Origin of the sequence: Corynebacterium sp. UMB2355A, assembly GCF_033877495.1 — a bacterium.
In the GTDB taxonomy this organism is placed as follows: domain Bacteria; phylum Actinomycetota; class Actinomycetes; order Mycobacteriales; family Mycobacteriaceae; genus Corynebacterium; species Corynebacterium pseudogenitalium.
Genome location: NZ_CP138855.1, coordinates 969,194 through 986,418, shown reverse-complemented (window position 1 = coordinate 986,418; position 17,225 = coordinate 969,194). Strand labels below are relative to the sequence as shown.

Below are 17,225 nucleotides of genomic sequence, written 5' to 3'. Positions count from 1 at the left end.
ATGATTGCTTACGTGTTGTTTGGGCTGGCCGCGCTGCTCGTGGTCGCGGCTGTCTGGTTGTGGTTTGCACCTGCGTCTCCCTCCTTATCGACGCCCCCTCCGCCACCAGCCGAGCCCTCGCCTGAGGCCGAGCCGGACGTGGAGCCTGAGGTCGAAGAGGAGCCTGCGCTCGAGGTGGAAGAGGAACCGGAACCCGAACCGGAACCTGCGCCGGAGCCAGAGCCACAGCTAGAGCTGGAACAGGCCCCGGAGCCGGAGCCGGAGCCCGAGCCAACACCGGCGCCCGAGCCTGCCCCGAAGCGCCCGCACCGCATGTCGGGCCTGCAGCTGCCGGGCGCGTCGCGCCGGGAGCGCCGCCTGTGGGCGGAGCAGCACGGCTTCCGCTTCTCCAAGGTGGATGAGTACCTGGTCGACGAGTGGCACCGGGGTGCGGCGGCGTCCGGTGCGGAACCGCGCGATGTCGTGGCGGGCCAGGTCTACGGCCATGATGTTCGCGTGGTGGACCTTGGCGGTGTGACGGTGGTGGCCGTCGCAACGGGTGAGGTCAGCGACATCGTGGTGGATATGCGCCGCCCGCAGTTCCAGGCGGATTCCTCGGCGGATTTGGTGCTGGTGGAAACCGTCGAGGGCTTCGAGCTGTTCACGAATGAGCCCGGTCCCGTCCTGCGCTTCATCGATGTGCGCGTGCGCACCGCCCTGCGCGAGATGCCCGAAAGCGTGTGCGCGGTGTGGTGCGAACAAGACTGGGTGTTGGCCCAGCTGGAGCGCGGTTCGACGCCACAGGACTGGGAGGACACGTTCGCGCCGCTGGCGTTGCTGGCGGACGCGGCACGCACGCTGCCACCGCGCGAGGCGGCGGCGCTTGCGCCGGTGCTCGGTGCCGAGGAGGCACTTGAGCCGGAGACCCCGCAGGTGCAGCGCCCGGAGGAACCACTCGAGCTGCCGACCCGCGTCACCGGCGGAGGTTTCGGCGAGCTGGAGGACCACGAGATTGGGGCGGATTCTGTGGCGCCGATCGCGGACGGTTCACCTGCCGATGACGGCGCGCAGCTCTATGATTTGACCAGAGTGCGCCGCGAGCAGCAGCCCTCCACAATTTTCAACGACACGTCAGACACCCCGGACACCGAGAAGGAGCCAACCGATCATGAACGATAAAGCACGCCTCGCAGAGCTGGTGAAGGAACTGGCCGTGGTGCGCGGCAAGGTCACGCTTTCCTCCGGGAAGGAGGCGGACTACTACGTGGATCTGCGTCGTGCGACGTTGCACCATGAGGCTGCGCCGCTGATCGGCAAGCTGTTGCGTGAGATGACGGCGGACCTGGAGTTCGACGCGGTCGGTGGTCTGACGCTGGGTGCGGACCCGGTGGCCACGGCCGTGATGCACGCCGCCGGCCGCCCGATCGACGCGTTCGTGGTGCGCAAGGAGGCGAAGAAGCACGGGATGCAGCGCCGGATTGAGGGGCCGTCGATTGTTGGCAAGAAGGTCCTCGTGGTGGAGGACACCACCACGACGGGCAACTCGCCGCTGACCGCGGTGGAGGCCGTGCGCGCTGAGGGCGCGGAGGTCGTCGCGGTGGCCACCGTGGTGGACCGCGCAACCGGCGCCGCCGACGCCCTGCACGAGGCCGGCCTGGACTACCGATTCCTGCTGGGGCTCGAGGACCTTGGACTCAACTGAGCAGGCTGAGCAGGCCAAAGGACCGACGGAGTGGAATGAGGGCCGCCACGGCGTAGGCCCGTGGGAGGGCCCGTGGCCGGATGACCCCCGCCTGGATCCGCAGTTTTTGGAGGAGGGGGATCGTCGCAACGTAGTGGACGCTTACCGCTACTGGTCGCTGGAGGCGATCCGCGAGGAGCTGGATCAGCGGCGCCACCCGTTCCACGTTGCGATCGAGAACTTTGAGAACGACGCCAACATCGGCACCGTGGTGCGCACCGCGAATGCGTTTCTCGCCGAGGAAGTCCACATTATTGGGCGGCGGCGCTGGAACCGGCGCGGCGCGATGGTGACGGACCGCTACCAGCACATCCGCCACCACGCGACGATCGAGGATTTCGCGCAGTGGGCCAAGGAGCACGACCTGCCGATTGTGGCGATCGATAACACGCCCGGCTGCGTGCCGCTCGAAACGGCGGAACTTCCGCAGCGCTGCGTGTTAGTGTTCGGGCAGGAAGGTCCCGGCATTACGGACGAGACGCAGCGCGAGGCGTCGATGACGTGCTCGATTGCGCAGTTCGGCTCGACGCGCTCGATTAACGCGGGCGTTGCCGCGGGCATCGCGATGCACGCGTGGATACGCCAGCACGCCGACTTGAGTACTGCTTGGTGAAAGGTGAAGGTTGTGGAAGAAACCGCCGCGGAAACATGGTCGCACCGCGCTGACCTGGCTCAATCGGCCGTGCAGGAGCGGCACGCCTCCCGCCTGTGGGGGCTGCCGAAGACGAACCTCGCGGTGGTCACGTGGCCGCCGGGCTCGAAGGATCGCCTCTACTGGCACTGGCACTACTGGTGGCAGGCCCACTATTTGGACTGCCAGATCGACGCCGCTATTCGACGCCCCACCAAAACCCACAAGCGCCGCCTCAAAGACACCCTGCGTGGCATCCAGCGCCGCAACCTGGGCAAGCTGACGAAGAACAAGTACTACGACGATAAGGCCTGGCTGGCGCTGGCGTGGAACCGCGCTGTCGACGAGGGCTTGGCGCGCCGCACGAAGGCCCTCGACGCCCTGGAGTTCGACCTGCTCGCCGGTATCGACCCGGTGATGGGTGTGCTGCCGTGGCGCACGGAGGAAACCTTCTACAACGTGCCCTCAAACGGCCCGGCGGCGCTGCTGTTTGCACGCACTGGCCGCCTGGACAAGGCCCGCGAGCTGCTTGACTGGACGTTCGACAACCTGGTCACCGAATCCGGCCTGGTGCAGGACGGGATCCGAATGCGGATGCATGGCCCGGAGGTCGTCGACAAGCTGTATACGTACAACCAGGGCACGGTGCTCGGCGCGAGTCTAGAGATTGCGTTGGCGTTGCGCGCCGACGTCGGACTTCGCGATGACGAGCCAATCGACTCCTTCGCGTACTCAAAACGCGCCGACGATTCCGTGTTTTACATCACACATATCCGGGCAATTGTGGAAGCGATTGTCCTGCATATGGCTACCCCCCAGGGGGTGATTCTGAACAAGTCCTACGAATCTGGCGACGGCGACGGCGGCCTGTTCAAGGGAATTCTCGCGCGCTACCTCGCAGATGTTGCAGTCCGCCTCCCTGAAGATTCCCGCCAGAACATCGCGACCAAAAAGATAGCATCAAGGCTGATTATGGCCTCGGCGGAGTCCCTTTGGTCCCATCGTTTGGAGGTCGACGGGCTGCCGATCTTCTCCGCGCGGTGGACCGAAGACGCCCGCCTTCCCCACAATTACGGGCTTGGCCCGTCGTCCCTGAGCGAAGCCGTCGGGTTGGTCCGAATTGATGAGAGGGACCTTTCAGTACAGCTTTCCGGGTGGATGCTCTTAGAGGCGGCTGCTCGGGTGGCGGCTGCAAATAGTCAGTAAAGCAGGCATACTGGTTGGCGTACCTAAGAAGCTCTAGTGGAGGTTATCTTCATGCCAATTGCAACCCCTGAGGTCTACAACCAGATGCTCGACACTGCAAAGAAGGGCGGGTTCGCATACCCGGCCATCAACTGCACCTCGTCTGAGACCATCAACGCCGCAATTCGTGGTTTCGCAGAAGCCGAGTCTGACGGCATCATCCAGTTCTCGACCGGCGGCGCAGAGTTCGGCTCTGGCCTGTCCGTGAAGAACAAGGTTGCTGGTGCCCAGGCGCTTGCTGCGTTCGCACATGAGATCGCTAAGCACTACGACGTCAACATCGCGCTGCACACCGACCACTGCCAGCTCGAGGTTCTCGACGAGTACGTCCGCCCACTCATCGCGATCTCCCAGGAGCGCGTCGACCGCGGCGAGAACCCACTGTTCCAGTCCCACATGTGGGACGGCTCCGCCATCCCAATCGACCACAACCTTGAGGTCGCCCAGGAACTCCTGGAGAAGGCACACAAGGCCAACATCATCCTCGAGGTCGAGATCGGCGTCGTCGGTGGCGAAGAAGACGGCGTCCAGGCAAAGGCTGGCGCCAACCTGTACACCAGCGAAGAGGACTTTGAGAAGACCATCGACGCCCTCGGCACCGGCGAGAACGGCCGCTACCTGCTGGCCGCAACCTTCGGCAACGTCCACGGCGTATACAAGCCAGGCAACGTGAAGCTCCGCCCAGAGGTCCTGGACATGGGCCAAAAGGTTGCAGAGAAGAAGCTCGGCCTCGAAGCTGGCACCAACCCATTCGACTTCGTCTTCCACGGCGGCTCCGGCTCCGAGAAGGAGAAGATTGAGGAGTCCCTGCGTTACGGCGTCATCAAGATGAACGTTGACACCGACACCCAGTACGCCTTCACCCGCCCAGTGGTTTCCCACATGTTCGAGAACTACGACGGCGTCCTGAAGATCGACGGCGAAGTGGGTAACAAGAAGGTCTACGACCCACGCTCCTACATGAAGAAGGCTGAGCAGGGCATGGCCGACCGTGTCATCGAGGCCTGCCAGGACCTGCGCTCCGTTGGCACCTCCGTGTCCAAGTAGTCGTACTGCTTGCTTTTCCTGAAACCCCCTGGGATCCTCGCGGTCCTGGGGGTTTCTTCGTGTGTAGGTTGTTTGGGCCTTTTGGGGCCCTGTGGGGGCCTGCTGTGCACCAGATTCCTATTCGTGGCCGGGCGACCTGGGGTTTTACGAAGCCGCTTCTCCAAAAACCTGGAATCTGGTGTCGCGTCCTTTAGCGCCAGTGCCAAAGGACGCAATCCCTTCCGCCGAATTCGGCAAAAGCCCAGGTCGCGAAAAATGCGGTGCGTCTATTGGCACTGAAAGCGTCTGGAAGGTTCCAGCAGTTCACACTTCATGCGGTTAGGTGTCTTGAAATGTGACTATTTTGTATTTGCTGTCGAGGGACTGCTGGCCTGGGGTGACAGGCTTGGCAGGCTTGTGTATACATGTATACATGAGTGGATCGGTGATTAGTTTGCGAATGGACGAAGTCCAGAAGCGTCGGCTTGACGAGCTTGCTACAAAGACAGGTAGGCCAAAGGCGTTCTACATCCGTGAGGCAATTGAGGCCTATCTTGATGACGCTGAATACATCTACGAGCTTCAGGCTGAGGCGGAAGCTGTTCGTAGGGGCGAGCTGGAAACTGTTACCCTCGATGAGCTAAAGGCCGAGTGTGGCCTGGCAGATTGAGTTTTCGCCTAGGGCACGAAAGGCGGTGCGGCGGTTAGACAAGCAGGTACAGCGTCGGCTTTTTCAAGTCTTGGGTGATTTGTCGCGGTTGAATGATCCACGCGTCCGCGGTAAAGCCCTTGTAGGTGGAATGTCAGGGTTGTGGCGGTGGCGTATCGGGGACTATCGGGTAATTGCTGAGATTCAAGATGACATCGTGACGGTGTTGGTGGTTGATGTTGGGCACCGTGGAGAAATTTATAGGTAGTGGACCGCCCTCACCCGCGCCGCTCCCGTCGACCTCCTCCGGTCGACCAGCGCAGGTCACGGCATTTTGAGGCTTTTCGACGCCAAAATCCCGATTTCGCGCTGACCTGCATTGGTCAACGCTAAGAGGTCGACCAAAACGAAAAGCGAGCGAAAACGGCACGACCACCCGGGGCGCTATGGTTATGGCATGGCGAAAGAGAGAATGGGTACGCGTGCCCGGTTGGCGTCGGTGGATCAGTCGATTCAGGCGCGGTTGATGCGTGTGCGTAAGCGCCTGTTGCCGATTCTGCAGATGGGTATCGCGGCGGGTATTGCGTATTGGATCGCGGGGGACATTATTGGCAACGCGAAGCCATTTTTTGCCCCGATTTCGGTGGTGATCATTATTGGCATGTCGGGTGGGGAGCGTATTACGAAGGCGATTGACCTCTCGATTGGTTGTGCGCTCGGCGTGCTGGTGGGGGATTCGCTGTTTTACAGGTTGGGGGATGGGGGTTGGCAGATTGCGGCGATTGTGTCGGGCAGTTTGTTGATTGCGTCGTTCTTTTCGAAGTCGCAGTTGGTGAATAACCAGGTGGCGATTGGTTCGATTCTGATCGCGACGATTATGCCGCCCGGTGCGGAGGTGACGGGTTTTGACCGCACGATTGACGCGGCGGTGGGCTGCATGGTGGCGTTGGCCACGATTGCTCTGATTCCGCAGGGGCCGATGGAGCCGGTGCGCGCGGAGATTTCGAGCTTGATGGGGTTGATGAGTTCAGTGCTTGACGACGTCGCCTCCGGCCTCACCGACCGCGACCCCTTGGTGATCGATGATGCTTTGGAGGCGATTCGCGGGTCGCAGACGGATATTGACGATATGGCGTCGGCGGTGAACGCGGGCAAGGAAACAACGAAGATTTCTCCGTTTTTGTGGGGCGCGCGCCGCTACATTAATTCCCTGAGCTTGGTGATCCCGCCGGTGGATAACGCGGTGCGTTCGTGCCGAGTGCTGGCGCGTCGGGCGCTGGTGCTGTGTGAGGACGGGGACCACGTCTCGCCGAAGCAGATTGAGTTGATCGATGTGTTGGCTAAGGCGTGCCTGGACATTTCTGAGGTGTACGAGGTGAAGTCGCGGCGTGCGCAGGCAACGGTGATCCCGCAGATCGTGAACGAGTTGCGAGCGGTGGCGCAGGGCTCCTCGGTAGACATGCTGGAGAAGGACGCTGTGTTGTCGGAGTACGCGATTTTGGCGCAGACGCGCTCGCTGACGGTGGACCTGTTGCAGGTGTGCGGCATGTCGAGGGAGTCCGCGCTGGCGGCGCTGGCGCCGACGTCGGACACGCCAGCGTACCCGCCGGAGTCCTTCGATTTGGACTAACCGCGCACCGACTGGATGTCGCGAAGGTGGCGGTAGAACGTCACCCGCTGCAGCGGCCGCGGGTGGGCGACACCATCCACCACCAGCGTGATGTCCTCCCCGCCGGACTGTAGAGCCCGGCCAGTCAGAACGGTCGCCGGGTCCGTGAGGGCCGGGGCGACCGTTTTGCCTTTCACAAACATCCCACCCAGTGGCATGCCCGCCAACCCCTCGAGTCGCTGCGGGTCCACGCGGCGCCCCTCCGGCACCACCAGCGGCGTGACCAGCCGTGACGCCGCCAGGCCCGGCGCATCCGGTGTGGGCACCAGGCGTGCCCCGAACTGCCCGAAGAACCGCGCCGACGGCTCCTCGCCGGTGCGCATCACCAGCTGCTGCGAGTCCACGACGATCTCGCCCACGTACTCGCTGCGCCCATCCCCGTGGGAGAGCGTCGCCGAACCGGCCACCACCACGCCCGTGTCCGTCCTAATGCACGGCGACGGCACCACAGGCCCCTCCACGGCCAGGTCCACGGAGCCCGCACCCCATGCCACCGCCGCCGGCGACGCCGGATCGGTGGGCAGGTAGGCCACCTCCACCCACATCACGTCCGCGCGCATCAGCCGCGTCAGCACCGCACTCAGTGCAGCATCACTGCCGGACACGACCACACGCAGCCGCTCTTCCGGCCGCTGCGGCGCCAGCTGCGGGGCACCCAGGTGCTCCACCGACGGCGACTTCTGGATCTCCGCCAGGCTCGGCGTCGGGTCGTGGGGGAGGGTGGAGCTGGCGGCGTCGAGAAGAAAAGAAAGCTCACTTCTCGACGGCACCTCCGACAGTGTGACCTCCTCCGCACCCGGAACTGTGAGGGAGCTAGCACACGCACAATGAAGAAGACGCATGCCATTCACGCTACAATAAGCCCGGATTAGTGCCTATTAAAGGAGAGAGAATGTCCGCCATCATCATTGTCGGCGCCCAATGGGGCGACGAGGGGAAAGGCAAAGCCACCGATATCCTCGGCGGGAAAGTCGACTACGTAGTCAAACCCAACGGCGGTAACAACGCAGGTCACACGGTTGTTGTGGGTGGCGAAAAGTACGAACTTAAGCTACTGCCGGCAGGTGTGCTCAGCGAGAACGCGACCCCGATCTTGGGCAACGGCGTCGTTATCAACCTCGAAGCGCTTTTCGACGAAATCGACGGCCTCGAAGCCCGAGGCGCCAACGCCTCACGCCTGCGCATCTCCGGCAACGCGCACCTCGTCGCGCCCTACCACCAGACACTCGACCGCGTCCAGGAACGCTTCCTGGGCAAGCGCGCCATCGGCACCACCGGCCGCGGCATCGGCCCCACCTACGCCGACAAAGTCGCCCGCGTCGGCCTGCGCGTTCAAGACATCCTCGACGAATCAATCCTCCGCCAGAAGATCGAATCGGCGCTGGACGTCAAGAACCAAATGCTGGTCAAGATGTACAACCGCCGCGCTATTGAGGCCGACGCAATGATGGACTACTTCATGTCCTACGCCGAACGCCTCAAGCCCATGATTATCGACGCCGAAAACGTCCTCAACACCGGACTGGCCGAAGGCAAGCACGTCCTCATGGAGGGCGGCCAGGCCACCATGCTCGACGTCGACCACGGCACCTACCCGTTCGTGACCTCCTCCAACCCGACCGCCGGCGGCGCCTGCGTCGGCTCCGGCATCGGGCCGACCAAGATCACGGCGACCCTGGGCATCGTCAAGGCGTACACCACTCGTGTCGGCGCGGGCCCGTTCCCAACCGAACTGTTTGATAAGTGGGGCGAGTACCTCCAGGAAACCGGCGGCGAAGTCGGCGTGAATACCGGCCGCAAGCGCCGCTGCGGCTGGTACGACTCCGTCGTCGCCCGCTACGCCGCCCGCGTCAACGGCTTCACCGACTACTTCCTGACCAAACTCGACGTCCTCACCGGCATCGGCGAAATCCCGATTTGTGTGGCCTACGACGTCGACGGCGTCCGCCACGACGAAATGCCGCTGACCCAGTCCGACTTCCACCACGCCACCCCCATCTACGAAACGATGCCGGCCTGGGACGAAGACATCACCGGCTGCACCACCTTCGAGGAGCTCCCGCAGAAGGCCCAGGACTACGTCCTCCGCCTGGAGGAGCTCTCCGGCGCGCCGATCAGCTACATCGGAGTCGGCCCTGGCCGTGACCAGACCATCGTCCGCTTCGACGTGATGGACCGCTAGCTTTCTGCTTCCTTCGAAGTTCGGGACCTGGGAGACGCTCCCAGGTCCTCTTTTTTGCTCGGGGCGAGGGGGTGGATATATGCCTCTCAACTTTATTCGGAAAATCGTGAACAAAATTGCGCTTTTTGTGACAGCGCACACAAGCAAATTTGTTCACAATTTGCCGACTCCGCTCGAGAGCACACCTTCCCCTCTCAAGTTTGCTCGCCACATACGCAGCTGAATATGCTGACCACTATGAACGCAGCAATGCCCGAAGAGCAGCAGTCAGAGCAGCAACAGCAGCTCGACAACGAGCCCATCACTCAGCTCGACCCCGCGCGGGATTTGAGGTGTGACCCTCGCCAAGTGCTGGTGCTGGGCGACAGCGTGGTTGAGGAGGAGCTTGCGTGGTCCTTCAAGCAGCTCGGGTTTGACGTGACGCACCTGCACACCTCCGAAATTGCAGCGGAAGACATGCAGCAGCGGTATCCGTCGTTGACGGTGGCGGGAGCCGGGGTGGACCCGGAGGTGCTCAAGGAACTGGAGGAGCGCGCCGGGTCGATTGTGGCGCCGTCGGTGGAGGCGCAGGAGTTGTGCAGTTCGCGTGAGGGCGTGCGTGCGACGGCGACGGATTCCTTGGGCTTGCCGACGTTGCGTTGTGAGTTCGTCCGTTCTCCGGAGGAGCTGGAGGAGGCGGCGTTGCGGTTGGGTTTGCCGGTCGTCGTGAAGCCGGGGCGCTCGTCGGAGGGGCAGGGCCAGACGGTGCTGCGGAGCGAGCAGGACCTGCACGCGGAGGTAACCACAGCGTGGGAGGCGGCTGCGGAGGTGGACCCGGAGGGTCCGGTGGTCGTGGAGCGGTTTATTGAGTTTGATTTTGAGTTGACGATTTTGGCGGCTCGTTCGGTGGACCCGGCGACGGGTGAGTTGGCGACGTGGTTCTGTGAGCCGATCGGTACGCGGCATGAGCGCGGCCGTTTGGTGGAGGCGTGGCAGCCGGCGGTGTTGTCGGAGGCTGCGGCGGGGAACGCCCGGTCGATTGCGGCCAGGATTACGGGGGCGCTCGGCGGGCAGGGTGTGTACGCGGTGGAGATGTTCGTGGCCGGTGATGAGGTGTACTTCTCGGATGCGCGGCCGCGGCCGTCCCTGGATGGGTTGCTGACGCGTGCGACGCAGCGCCTGAACCAGTGTTCGTTGCACGCGAGGGCGGTCATTGGCCTGCCTATTGACGCCACCTTGGTCAGCCCGGGCGCAATGGTCCTGGTGGAGGATGTTGTCCCGAGCGTGGACGATCTGGCGAAGGCGATGTCGGTCGCGGAGACTGGTGTGCGTTTTGTGGATGGTGCTGCGGTGGTGACGTCGACTGGTGAGTCGGCGCAGGAGGCGCGGGACCGGGCGACGCTGGCGGCGTCGCGCCTCTGAACCGGGCCCGTGTTGGATTTGGACTAGTTTACTGGTTTAATTGACAGATTACTGCAATCTTTTTTAGAGATGGAGTTGTCTGCGCATGAACACTTCCCGGTTGGGTATGGCGGTGGTTGCTGCGGTGGTGGCGTCGTCAATTGTGGTGCCGCAGGCGTCGGCGCAGATTGATGTGGAGGCGGCGAAGCCGTTTCTGAACGTGGTTGCGCCGGATTATGCGCAGGCGCTGCATTCGACGGAGGCGCTGTTTTCGCCGGGGAATCCGGATGATCCGGCGACGGTGAGTGGTTCGGTGAAGCTGCCGATGGAGGTGGCGCGTTCGGCGCGGACGGTGAGTGCGTCGGCGAAGGTGCTGACGAACCGCAAGGGGGAGCCGCTGGGGCGGCCGGTGATGGTTGATGATGGTTCGGGGAATTTGACGCCGGCGTTGCATCCGGGGACGTGGGCGCCGGTGCGTCGGGAGCCGATTCGTGTGTTCGCGCAGTGGTATGAGGGCGTGTATACGGAGCATTCGTCGCCGACGTTTTATACGGAGGTGGATGAGAACGGGAACTTTTCGCTGAAGCTGCAGCCGTATGTGGATGCGCGTGGGGTGGAGCGTGAGTTTTTGGCGGATGCGACGGTCGGCGTGGTTGGTTCGGGTGATCGCGGGCGTGATCAGTTGCGTGAGAAGCTGCGCGTCTGGGTGGAGCTGCCGGAGAGCGTCCGGGATGACTACCGCCTGATTCATCAACCGGCGGGTATTGTGCCGCCGACGAATTGGTTGGGCAATGTGACGCCTTCGTATGAAACGAATGGTTGGTGGCGTGGCGGCAAGGTGAATGGGTTCTTCGTGGCGTACCAGGACCGGAGGAACTCGGCGCAGCATCTGAAGGACCGCTCGAAGTGGGTTGAGAATGACGGCTCGGGAACTCCGTTTGGTGTGTACACGGGGCAGATGTTTTGGAATACGGTGGATACGCCGTATAACCGGCGCTACCAGGAGTCGATGACGAACAATGCGGGGGATGCGCCGGCTGCTGGGATGATGGTGGTCGGCTCCTACTTGTCGGATGAGGCAGTGGCGAAGACGCTCGAGTATGGCAAGAAGCAGTTCGGCAAGAAGGTGCGTAGCCGATCGTGGACTCCGGAGGATGAGAAGCAGCTGCAGCTGTGGATTAATGAGCAGGTTGCGAAGGACCAGAGCTGGATCGCGGAAACGGCGATGACCAGGACCGACGAGAACGGCGATTTCAACCTGTACTGGCGCGGTACCTACGGTGACACTTACAGCTATCCCGGTCTGGTAGGAAGCTGGCATCACCGGGTTGCGGAGTCGTGGGATGAAGGCTCGTGGGCCAAGGGCAATATGTATTCCAAGCACATCAACTGGGAATGGACCTATATTTCGATTTTGACGCCGGACGGCAAGGAGCTGCCGAACAACGTCGGTGCGATCCACCCGTGGGCACTGGGCTACTGGGGCGGCCCAGGTCCGAGTGGTGGCTACTTCGACTACTGGTCGGGCTCGGATGTGCCGTGGCTGAAGGCCTGGGCAGGCTCGGCGTACGCGGGGTCGACGCTGGTGAGCTCGCCGCGCTACGCTTTATCGACGGCCCCCTTGAAGTTCCACGTGGAGAAGCGGAATACGTTCAATAACTGGGCGCCTCCGGGGGAGACGGTTCGCACGTTTGGTTCGGGCGTGCCGCTTTCGAAGGGGTTGAGCTACAAAATCGTCTGGTATGACGATGAAGGCGAACGGGTTCACGAGTGCAAGGCAACGACGCCGGATGACCAGGCGCGCATTGCGTCGTGTGACTTCAAGGTGCCGGATGATGCGAAGAAGGGCGATACGTACATTGCCCGCCTGTTCTACGCGTCGGACGCTGGCAACGTGCAGGCGATGCTGGCGCAAGATTCGTTTGCGGTGACGCACATGTTCTTGGAGTACGGGGATCCGGTGCAGGCGGCCGTCGGTAGGCAGGCGCTTGCCACGCCGAGCTTCGATAACCCGGATTCGGATCCGTTGGAGGAGAAGCCGGAGCGCGCGGAGTTCCAGCTGGGCTCGCTGCCGTTCGGGGTTGACGCGTCCCAGGTGAGCGTGGATGATGAGGGCGTGGTCCGTTTCACGCCACGCATGGACCAGGTTGGCGAGCGCATTGAGATCCCGGTGGAGATGCTGGACCCGAGTAACAAGATCCAGCGTTATGATGCGCAGGGTTCGCAGGGCCCGGGCTCGCGTCCGGTGTCGGCCGCGATTGCGACATTCGTGCCGCACGTTGCCCAGTACGCCTTGGAGTACAAGGAGCAGCAGGTGGAGCCGGGGCAGACGGCGAAGTTCCCGGCACCGACGTTCGATGATCGCGCGACGAAGAAGCGTGAGAAGCTCACGTTCGAGGGCACCCAGTTCGAGCTGGAGCGCCCCGTGGAGGGCGTCACTATCGACGCCGACACCGGCGAGCTCACGGTCGATGTTTCGCATCGCCAGCTCACTGATGTTGAGGTCCCGGTCGTGGCACACGTGCCGTACGAGGATCCGATCCGCGGCGTGGCGAAGGTTCGCCTTCGCATGCCACTGCCGGTACTGAGCACGGTTGAGCAGCAGTCAGTAGCGGCGGGTGCACACCAGGAGCGCCTGGTTCCGACGGTGGAGCACGCCGGCAACGCACAGGCTCGACTGGAGCGCATCGGTGCCGAAGGGAAGTCTGTTGAGGGTGCCTCAGTAGACCTGGACCTGGATTCTGGCGCGATGCTGCTGACCGTCCCGGTGGAGACCAAGCCTGGCGACGACTACGTGATTGTCGTCTCCGCGCTCTCTACCGGCGAAGAGATTGGCCGCATTCCGCTGCGCGTTACCGAGAACGTCGCGGACCTCTACACGCCGAAGTACCAGGGCGCGACGACGAAGGCCAACGGGGATATCACGCTGGACAACCTGGGCGATGCCCTGCCGAAGGATGCAGAGGTCTCCGTCAGCGGGCCGCTGGACTGGGGCGTTACCGTCGAAGGCGATGCGGTGAAGCTGCACGCGCCGAAGCACGCGACCCCGGGCACCGTGGTCTTCGATATCACGGTGCGCTACAAGGACGGCTCCTCCGACGTGATCCCGGTGCGCGTCCGCGTGGCCGCCCCGGTCACGACGACAGCGCCGACCTCCACCACACCGACCTCAGCTGCCCCTACGGCGACGGTGTCGACGTCCACCGCGACGCCTGAACCAGCACCGGTGACGACGAAGGGGACGTCGACAAGCGAGGCGACCTCGCAGGCCCCGACCACCCCAGCGACCGCGCCGGGCACCACCCCAGTGCCGACCACCTCGTCGGTCCCGATTCCGCCGGCGGACGCCCGCGCGAACTACGCGGATCCGAACAGCGCGCTCGGCCGTGTGCCGGTTGACATGGGCGGACGCGCCATGACGCGCGACCCGTTCGCCGACTCGCTGGCGCTGGTGCGCAGCTACGAGATGCACGCCCCAGCGGGCGCGCACGGCTGGGAGTTCACCCTCGACGAGAACACCGGCCAGATCCACGCGGTTGCGCCGTCGCAGGAGTTCCTGGCCGCGCTCTTCGAGGAGGCCTACGGCAGCGCCCGCGACGGTGTGGTGCAGCTGCGCCCGCCGGTGTGGGCCCAGTTCGCGGTGGACTTCCAGCACGTGCTTCGCCCGGCGGTCAACGTCATCGTCGAGCACGAAGACGGCCGCGTCGAGCTGGCCACAGCAGCCTTCGAGCTTCTCGACGCCCACAAGCACCCACTGCTGGACCGCACCGCGGACGCCGACGGCGACGGCGTGTCCAACCTCGACGAGTTGGAACAGCGCACGAACCCGTTCGCCGTGCCCGCCCCGACCCCGACCGCGGAGCCGGAGCAGCCAACCGAGACCACTACGCCTGCGCCCACGACGGCGCCGTCCGAGGATTCGGAGCGCTGGGAAGTGGAGAAGTGCATCGCCGTTTCCGTCGCAGCCGGCGTGCCGCTGCTGTTGTTGCTGCCGTTGGGTATTGCGGCGCAGGAGATCCCTGGTGTGCAGCAGGCGCTTGCTCCGATGCGCAAGGCGATGGCCGACGCGTTCGGCCCTGGCGGCCAGTCCGGCGTGAAGAACCCGGAGATCGCGCTGGCTGGCGCGGGCCTGCTGGCGTTCGGCGTGGCGCTCAGCGCGTTGATCTACACGCAGTGTGGGCCAGAGGTGAACAAGGACGGGCTGAGCAGTAAGAAGTAGAGGTCGGTTCCGGTATAGTCAAGCGCATGTCTGAGTGGAGGTTTGAAACCCTAGAGCTTGAGAACTTTCGTAACTACGAACGGTTCTCGCTCCACTTTCACGAGCGCTTGACTGTTCTTACCGGTGTGAACGGTGCCGGAAAGACTGCAGTGCTGGATGCATTGAAAATCATCCTTTCGGTGCCAGTTGGGGTTTTCGGCTACCAAGCAGTTGGAATCAAGCAGGACGACGCGCACTTAGCGCCACAGTTGGGAAACAACAACCGCGTGTCTCAGGTGGAACCGTACTACCCGGTGTCCGTCAATGCTGACTTGGTATGTGGCAATGAACGTTTTGAGATGACGCGCTCACTCAACGGGCCGAAGCGGAAAACAGTTGGGGCGAATTCTGAATTCCGGAAGTACTGTGAGTCCTTGAAAGAGGAGCTTATCGCGGACGCGAGTATGAAGACCGCTCCGCTCCTTGCAGCGTATGGTGTCGAGCGCTTAGTGAAGGAGATTCCGCGCAAGGCGTCTGTGCCCACTTCCCGTCTATCGGCCTACGACAATGTGCTGGATCCTCGTTCGGATTTGAACCAGCTTTCGTCATACATTGAATATCTGGACGCGCAGCGCCTCGACGCGCTCAGCGCTGACGAGTCTCTTAAGACGAATGCCGATGCACAGCAGCTGCAGTCCATCTTTGACTCGTGCAATAGCATCCTTGAGCCAACAGGGTGGGGGAATGCCCGGTGGGACCGGAAGGCGAAGTCCGTGGTGCTTACGCACAAGCAACATGGGACCCTGCCACTTTCTTTGATGGCAACTGGCACGAAGATTTGTGCTGGTCTAGCGCTTGATATCGCTACTCGTATGGGCCGACTCAACCCACACCTTTCTGGTGAGGAGCTGCGGCGCCAGACTCCCGGCATCGTGCTCATTGATGAAGTGGACATGCACTTACACCCATCGTGGCAAAGGAAGATTTTGCCGACGCTGTTGGAAACCTTTCCCGCCGTACAGTTCATCGTGACGACGCACAGCCCGTTGGTCATTGCCAACGCGGAGACGGCATCAGTCCGGGCTCTCGTTGACAATGAGGCGCACACACCCGAGTATGCACAGGGCCTTGATATTGAGACGGTAATCGAACGAGTCCAGGGGGTGGATCCTACACCGGATACAGCGAACCGCAGGATGCTCACCACCTATATGGAGATGGTTCACGCCGGGCAAGGCAATAGTGAGGAAGCCCTTGGATTGCGCCGACGGATTGAGGAATCCCTCGGCGGCCTCGACCTTGTACCAGAACTATTGGAAGCAGATGCGTATCTGTTTCTTGAAGGTGACGGTTAGGGGGGAACCGACAGTGTTTATTCAGCGCCGTCAGGACAACCAAGAAGAACAGCAGCTGCGCGCAGAGCTTCAACGTGCGCTTCGCCAGGGCTTGGAGTTCCATGATTACTCAGGCAAGGATAAGCTCCGTGCGTTTCTGCTGAATCGTCAGGGATACAGGTGCGCCTACTGCGAACGAAGGATCAACGACAAGCGGCGCACCTCAAAGAAATCTCAAGCAGACACGCGCCGCGCTCCAACGAATAAGATTGAGCACTTTCACCCTCAGAGCAGTGTGTCTGCTAGTGATGAGTGCAGGGCTGCTGCGGGATGCAACGAATTGCACGAATCTTCTCTGGAACTCACCAACTTGCTCGCGGTGTGTGCAGGGCAGGCTGACTTTGCAGGTGCGGTGAGCCGCCATTGTGATACCAGTAAGGCAAACACTGACATTTGCGCCCGATTGAAAAACCCAAACACCGCCGAACAACGCGATCCATCGGCTTCTGAGCTCGGCAGCCTGGTTGTCGTGGAAAGGGACGGAACGGTGCGCCCAAACCCGGCATATTTTCCCGGCGAAGAGGAAATGAAGGCCGCGCAAGACGTTCTCAACGATGTACTCAACCTCAACGCCATTTGGCTGAAGGAGAGTAGGGCAAAGCTGTACGCGCTCTTGACACAAGGCCTTGTTAGTGCGATCGAAGAGCAGTCGCGCAAGCACCACAACGTGAGCCGACGCCAGCTACGCCAGAAGATTGTGAGGGCGCGGCTCAAAACGCTTGAGGAGAAAGCTCCGGAGTTTCCGTCGGTCTACCTCAGCTTCTGCGTTGAAAACTCGCAGTAAACCGCCTTGTATCAACTATTAGAACGCCCCTATTAGGGGGCGTTTTGCGCTTCTTGGAGATTTCTCGCCACCGCTTTGGCTGATCTTTGTCTGGAAAACTCGGGGAGGAACTCGTTTCGGCAATTACCGGATAAGACGCTGAACTAAAGGTCTGATGCAAATGTCGTGAGCGCTACGTTTGTGTTTCGTTCGATGTGTTTAGGTTTTATTCCCGTTGGGGCTCAAAGAATGTTTGGCGGTAATCCGCTTGGCTGCTGTTGAAAGTCAAAAGAAATAGGGCCGTTATCAATTCATTCTTAAAACGCTTTAACCAAAAGAAAAGTAACCGGCCGGGGATGGGGTTTCAG

Annotated in this window: 14 protein-coding genes; 13 read left to right on the top strand and 1 reads right to left on the bottom strand. The window is 62.2% G+C overall.

The features are described 5' to 3' along the window. The 8 genes from R0V12_RS04635 to R0V12_RS04600 all read left to right on the top strand — a co-directional run bounded on the left by R0V12_RS04635 (window position 1) and on the right by R0V12_RS04600 (window position 6,901). Window positions 1-1,158, top strand: coding sequence for a type III secretion system chaperone family protein (locus R0V12_RS04635; protein WP_240492780.1), 1,158 nt, complete (start codon window positions 1-3; stop codon window positions 1,156-1,158). After that, complete coding sequence (gene pyrE, locus R0V12_RS04630; RefSeq protein ID WP_256005602.1) at window positions 1,148-1,681, top strand: orotate phosphoribosyltransferase; 534 nt, start codon at window positions 1,148-1,150, stop codon at window positions 1,679-1,681. The genes R0V12_RS04635 and pyrE overlap by 11 nt, the downstream gene beginning before the upstream one ends. Continuing rightward, window positions 1,668-2,333, top strand: a complete 666-nt coding sequence (locus tag R0V12_RS04625) for a TrmH family RNA methyltransferase (RefSeq protein WP_070361824.1) — start codon at window positions 1,668-1,670, stop codon at window positions 2,331-2,333. Before pyrE ends, R0V12_RS04625 begins: the two co-directional genes overlap by 14 nt. Window positions 2,334-2,345: 12 nt before the next feature. After that, the gene (locus R0V12_RS04620) at window positions 2,346-3,557 is read left to right on the top strand and encodes a glycoside hydrolase family 76 protein (protein WP_070479572.1); all 1,212 of its coding nucleotides are present in this window, start codon (window positions 2,346-2,348) and stop codon (window positions 3,555-3,557) included. Window positions 3,558-3,608: 51 nt separating this feature from the next. After that, a complete protein-coding gene (gene fbaA, locus R0V12_RS04615) occupies window positions 3,609-4,643 on the top strand; it encodes a class II fructose-bisphosphate aldolase (protein WP_413774863.1) in 1,035 nt (344 codons plus the stop codon). Window positions 4,644-5,055: 412 nt separating this feature from the next. Continuing rightward, on the top strand, window positions 5,056-5,292 hold the full coding sequence (gene relB, locus R0V12_RS04610) for a type II toxin-antitoxin system RelB family antitoxin (protein ID WP_070361826.1): 237 nt from the start codon (window positions 5,056-5,058) through the stop codon (window positions 5,290-5,292). Then, window positions 5,276-5,539, top strand: a complete 264-nt coding sequence (locus R0V12_RS04605; protein WP_070975596.1) for a type II toxin-antitoxin system RelE family toxin — start codon at window positions 5,276-5,278, stop codon at window positions 5,537-5,539. The genes relB and R0V12_RS04605 overlap by 17 nt, the downstream gene beginning before the upstream one ends. A gap of 189 nt (window positions 5,540-5,728) precedes the next feature. Beyond that, complete coding sequence (locus R0V12_RS04600) at window positions 5,729-6,901, top strand: FUSC family protein (RefSeq protein WP_070361827.1); 1,173 nt, start codon at window positions 5,729-5,731, stop codon at window positions 6,899-6,901. Here the strand turns inward: R0V12_RS04600 and R0V12_RS04595 are convergent. Further along, entirely contained in the window at window positions 6,898-7,782 is an 885-nt protein-coding gene (locus tag R0V12_RS04595; RefSeq protein WP_320072937.1) for a hypothetical protein, read from the bottom strand. The two genes, R0V12_RS04600 and R0V12_RS04595, sit on opposite strands and share 4 nt — an antisense overlap. Window positions 7,783-7,832: 50 nt before the next feature. Here R0V12_RS04595 and R0V12_RS04590 point away from each other — a divergent pair, with 50 nt between their 5' ends. From R0V12_RS04590 to R0V12_RS04570, 5 genes are all read left to right on the top strand, one after another. Then, on the top strand, window positions 7,833-9,122 hold the full coding sequence (locus R0V12_RS04590) for an adenylosuccinate synthase (RefSeq protein WP_070361829.1): 1,290 nt from the start codon (window positions 7,833-7,835) through the stop codon (window positions 9,120-9,122). Between the two features lie 237 nt (window positions 9,123-9,359). Continuing rightward, window positions 9,360-10,523 carry an ATP-grasp domain-containing protein gene (locus tag R0V12_RS04585; RefSeq protein ID WP_320072936.1) on the top strand — a complete coding sequence of 388 codons (1,164 nt, stop codon included), beginning with the start codon at window positions 9,360-9,362 and terminating at the stop codon, window positions 10,521-10,523. Between the two features lie 85 nt (window positions 10,524-10,608). Further along, window positions 10,609-14,721, top strand: coding sequence for a YPDG domain-containing protein (locus tag R0V12_RS04580; RefSeq protein WP_320072935.1), 4,113 nt, complete (start codon window positions 10,609-10,611; stop codon window positions 14,719-14,721). Window positions 14,722-14,747: 26 nt separating this feature from the next. Further along, entirely contained in the window at window positions 14,748-16,055 is a 1,308-nt protein-coding gene (locus R0V12_RS04575) for an AAA family ATPase (protein WP_070479561.1), read from the top strand. After that, on the top strand, window positions 16,039-16,878 hold the full coding sequence (locus R0V12_RS04570; RefSeq protein WP_320072934.1) for an HNH endonuclease family protein: 840 nt from the start codon (window positions 16,039-16,041) through the stop codon (window positions 16,876-16,878). Before R0V12_RS04575 ends, R0V12_RS04570 begins: the two co-directional genes overlap by 17 nt. The last annotated feature ends 347 nt before the right edge of the window (window positions 16,879-17,225 follow it).

What these genes read in the sequence shown, in the direction of transcription:
- R0V12_RS04635 (WP_240492780.1), top strand. Translation starts at nt 1, where the DNA reads ATGATTGCTTACGTGTTGTTTGGGCTGGCCGCGCTGCTCGTGGTCGCG.
- R0V12_RS04590 (WP_070361829.1), top strand. Translation starts at nt 7,833, where the DNA reads ATGTCCGCCATCATCATTGTCGGCGCCCAATGGGGCGACGAGGGGAAA.
- R0V12_RS04600 (WP_070361827.1), top strand. Translation starts at nt 5,729, where the DNA reads ATGGCGAAAGAGAGAATGGGTACGCGTGCCCGGTTGGCGTCGGTGGAT.
- R0V12_RS04580 (WP_320072935.1), top strand. Translation starts at nt 10,609, where the DNA reads ATGAACACTTCCCGGTTGGGTATGGCGGTGGTTGCTGCGGTGGTGGCG.
- relB (WP_070361826.1), top strand. Translation starts at nt 5,056, where the DNA reads ATGAGTGGATCGGTGATTAGTTTGCGAATGGACGAAGTCCAGAAGCGT.
- R0V12_RS04595 (WP_320072937.1), bottom strand. Translation starts at nt 7,782, where the DNA reads ATGCGTCTTCTTCATTGTGCGTGTGCTAGCTCCCTCACAGTTCCGGGT.
- fbaA (WP_413774863.1), top strand. Translation starts at nt 3,609, where the DNA reads ATGCCAATTGCAACCCCTGAGGTCTACAACCAGATGCTCGACACTGCA.
- pyrE (WP_256005602.1), top strand. Translation starts at nt 1,148, where the DNA reads ATGAACGATAAAGCACGCCTCGCAGAGCTGGTGAAGGAACTGGCCGTG.
- R0V12_RS04575 (WP_070479561.1), top strand. Translation starts at nt 14,748, where the DNA reads ATGTCTGAGTGGAGGTTTGAAACCCTAGAGCTTGAGAACTTTCGTAAC.
- R0V12_RS04585 (WP_320072936.1), top strand. Translation starts at nt 9,360, where the DNA reads ATGAACGCAGCAATGCCCGAAGAGCAGCAGTCAGAGCAGCAACAGCAG.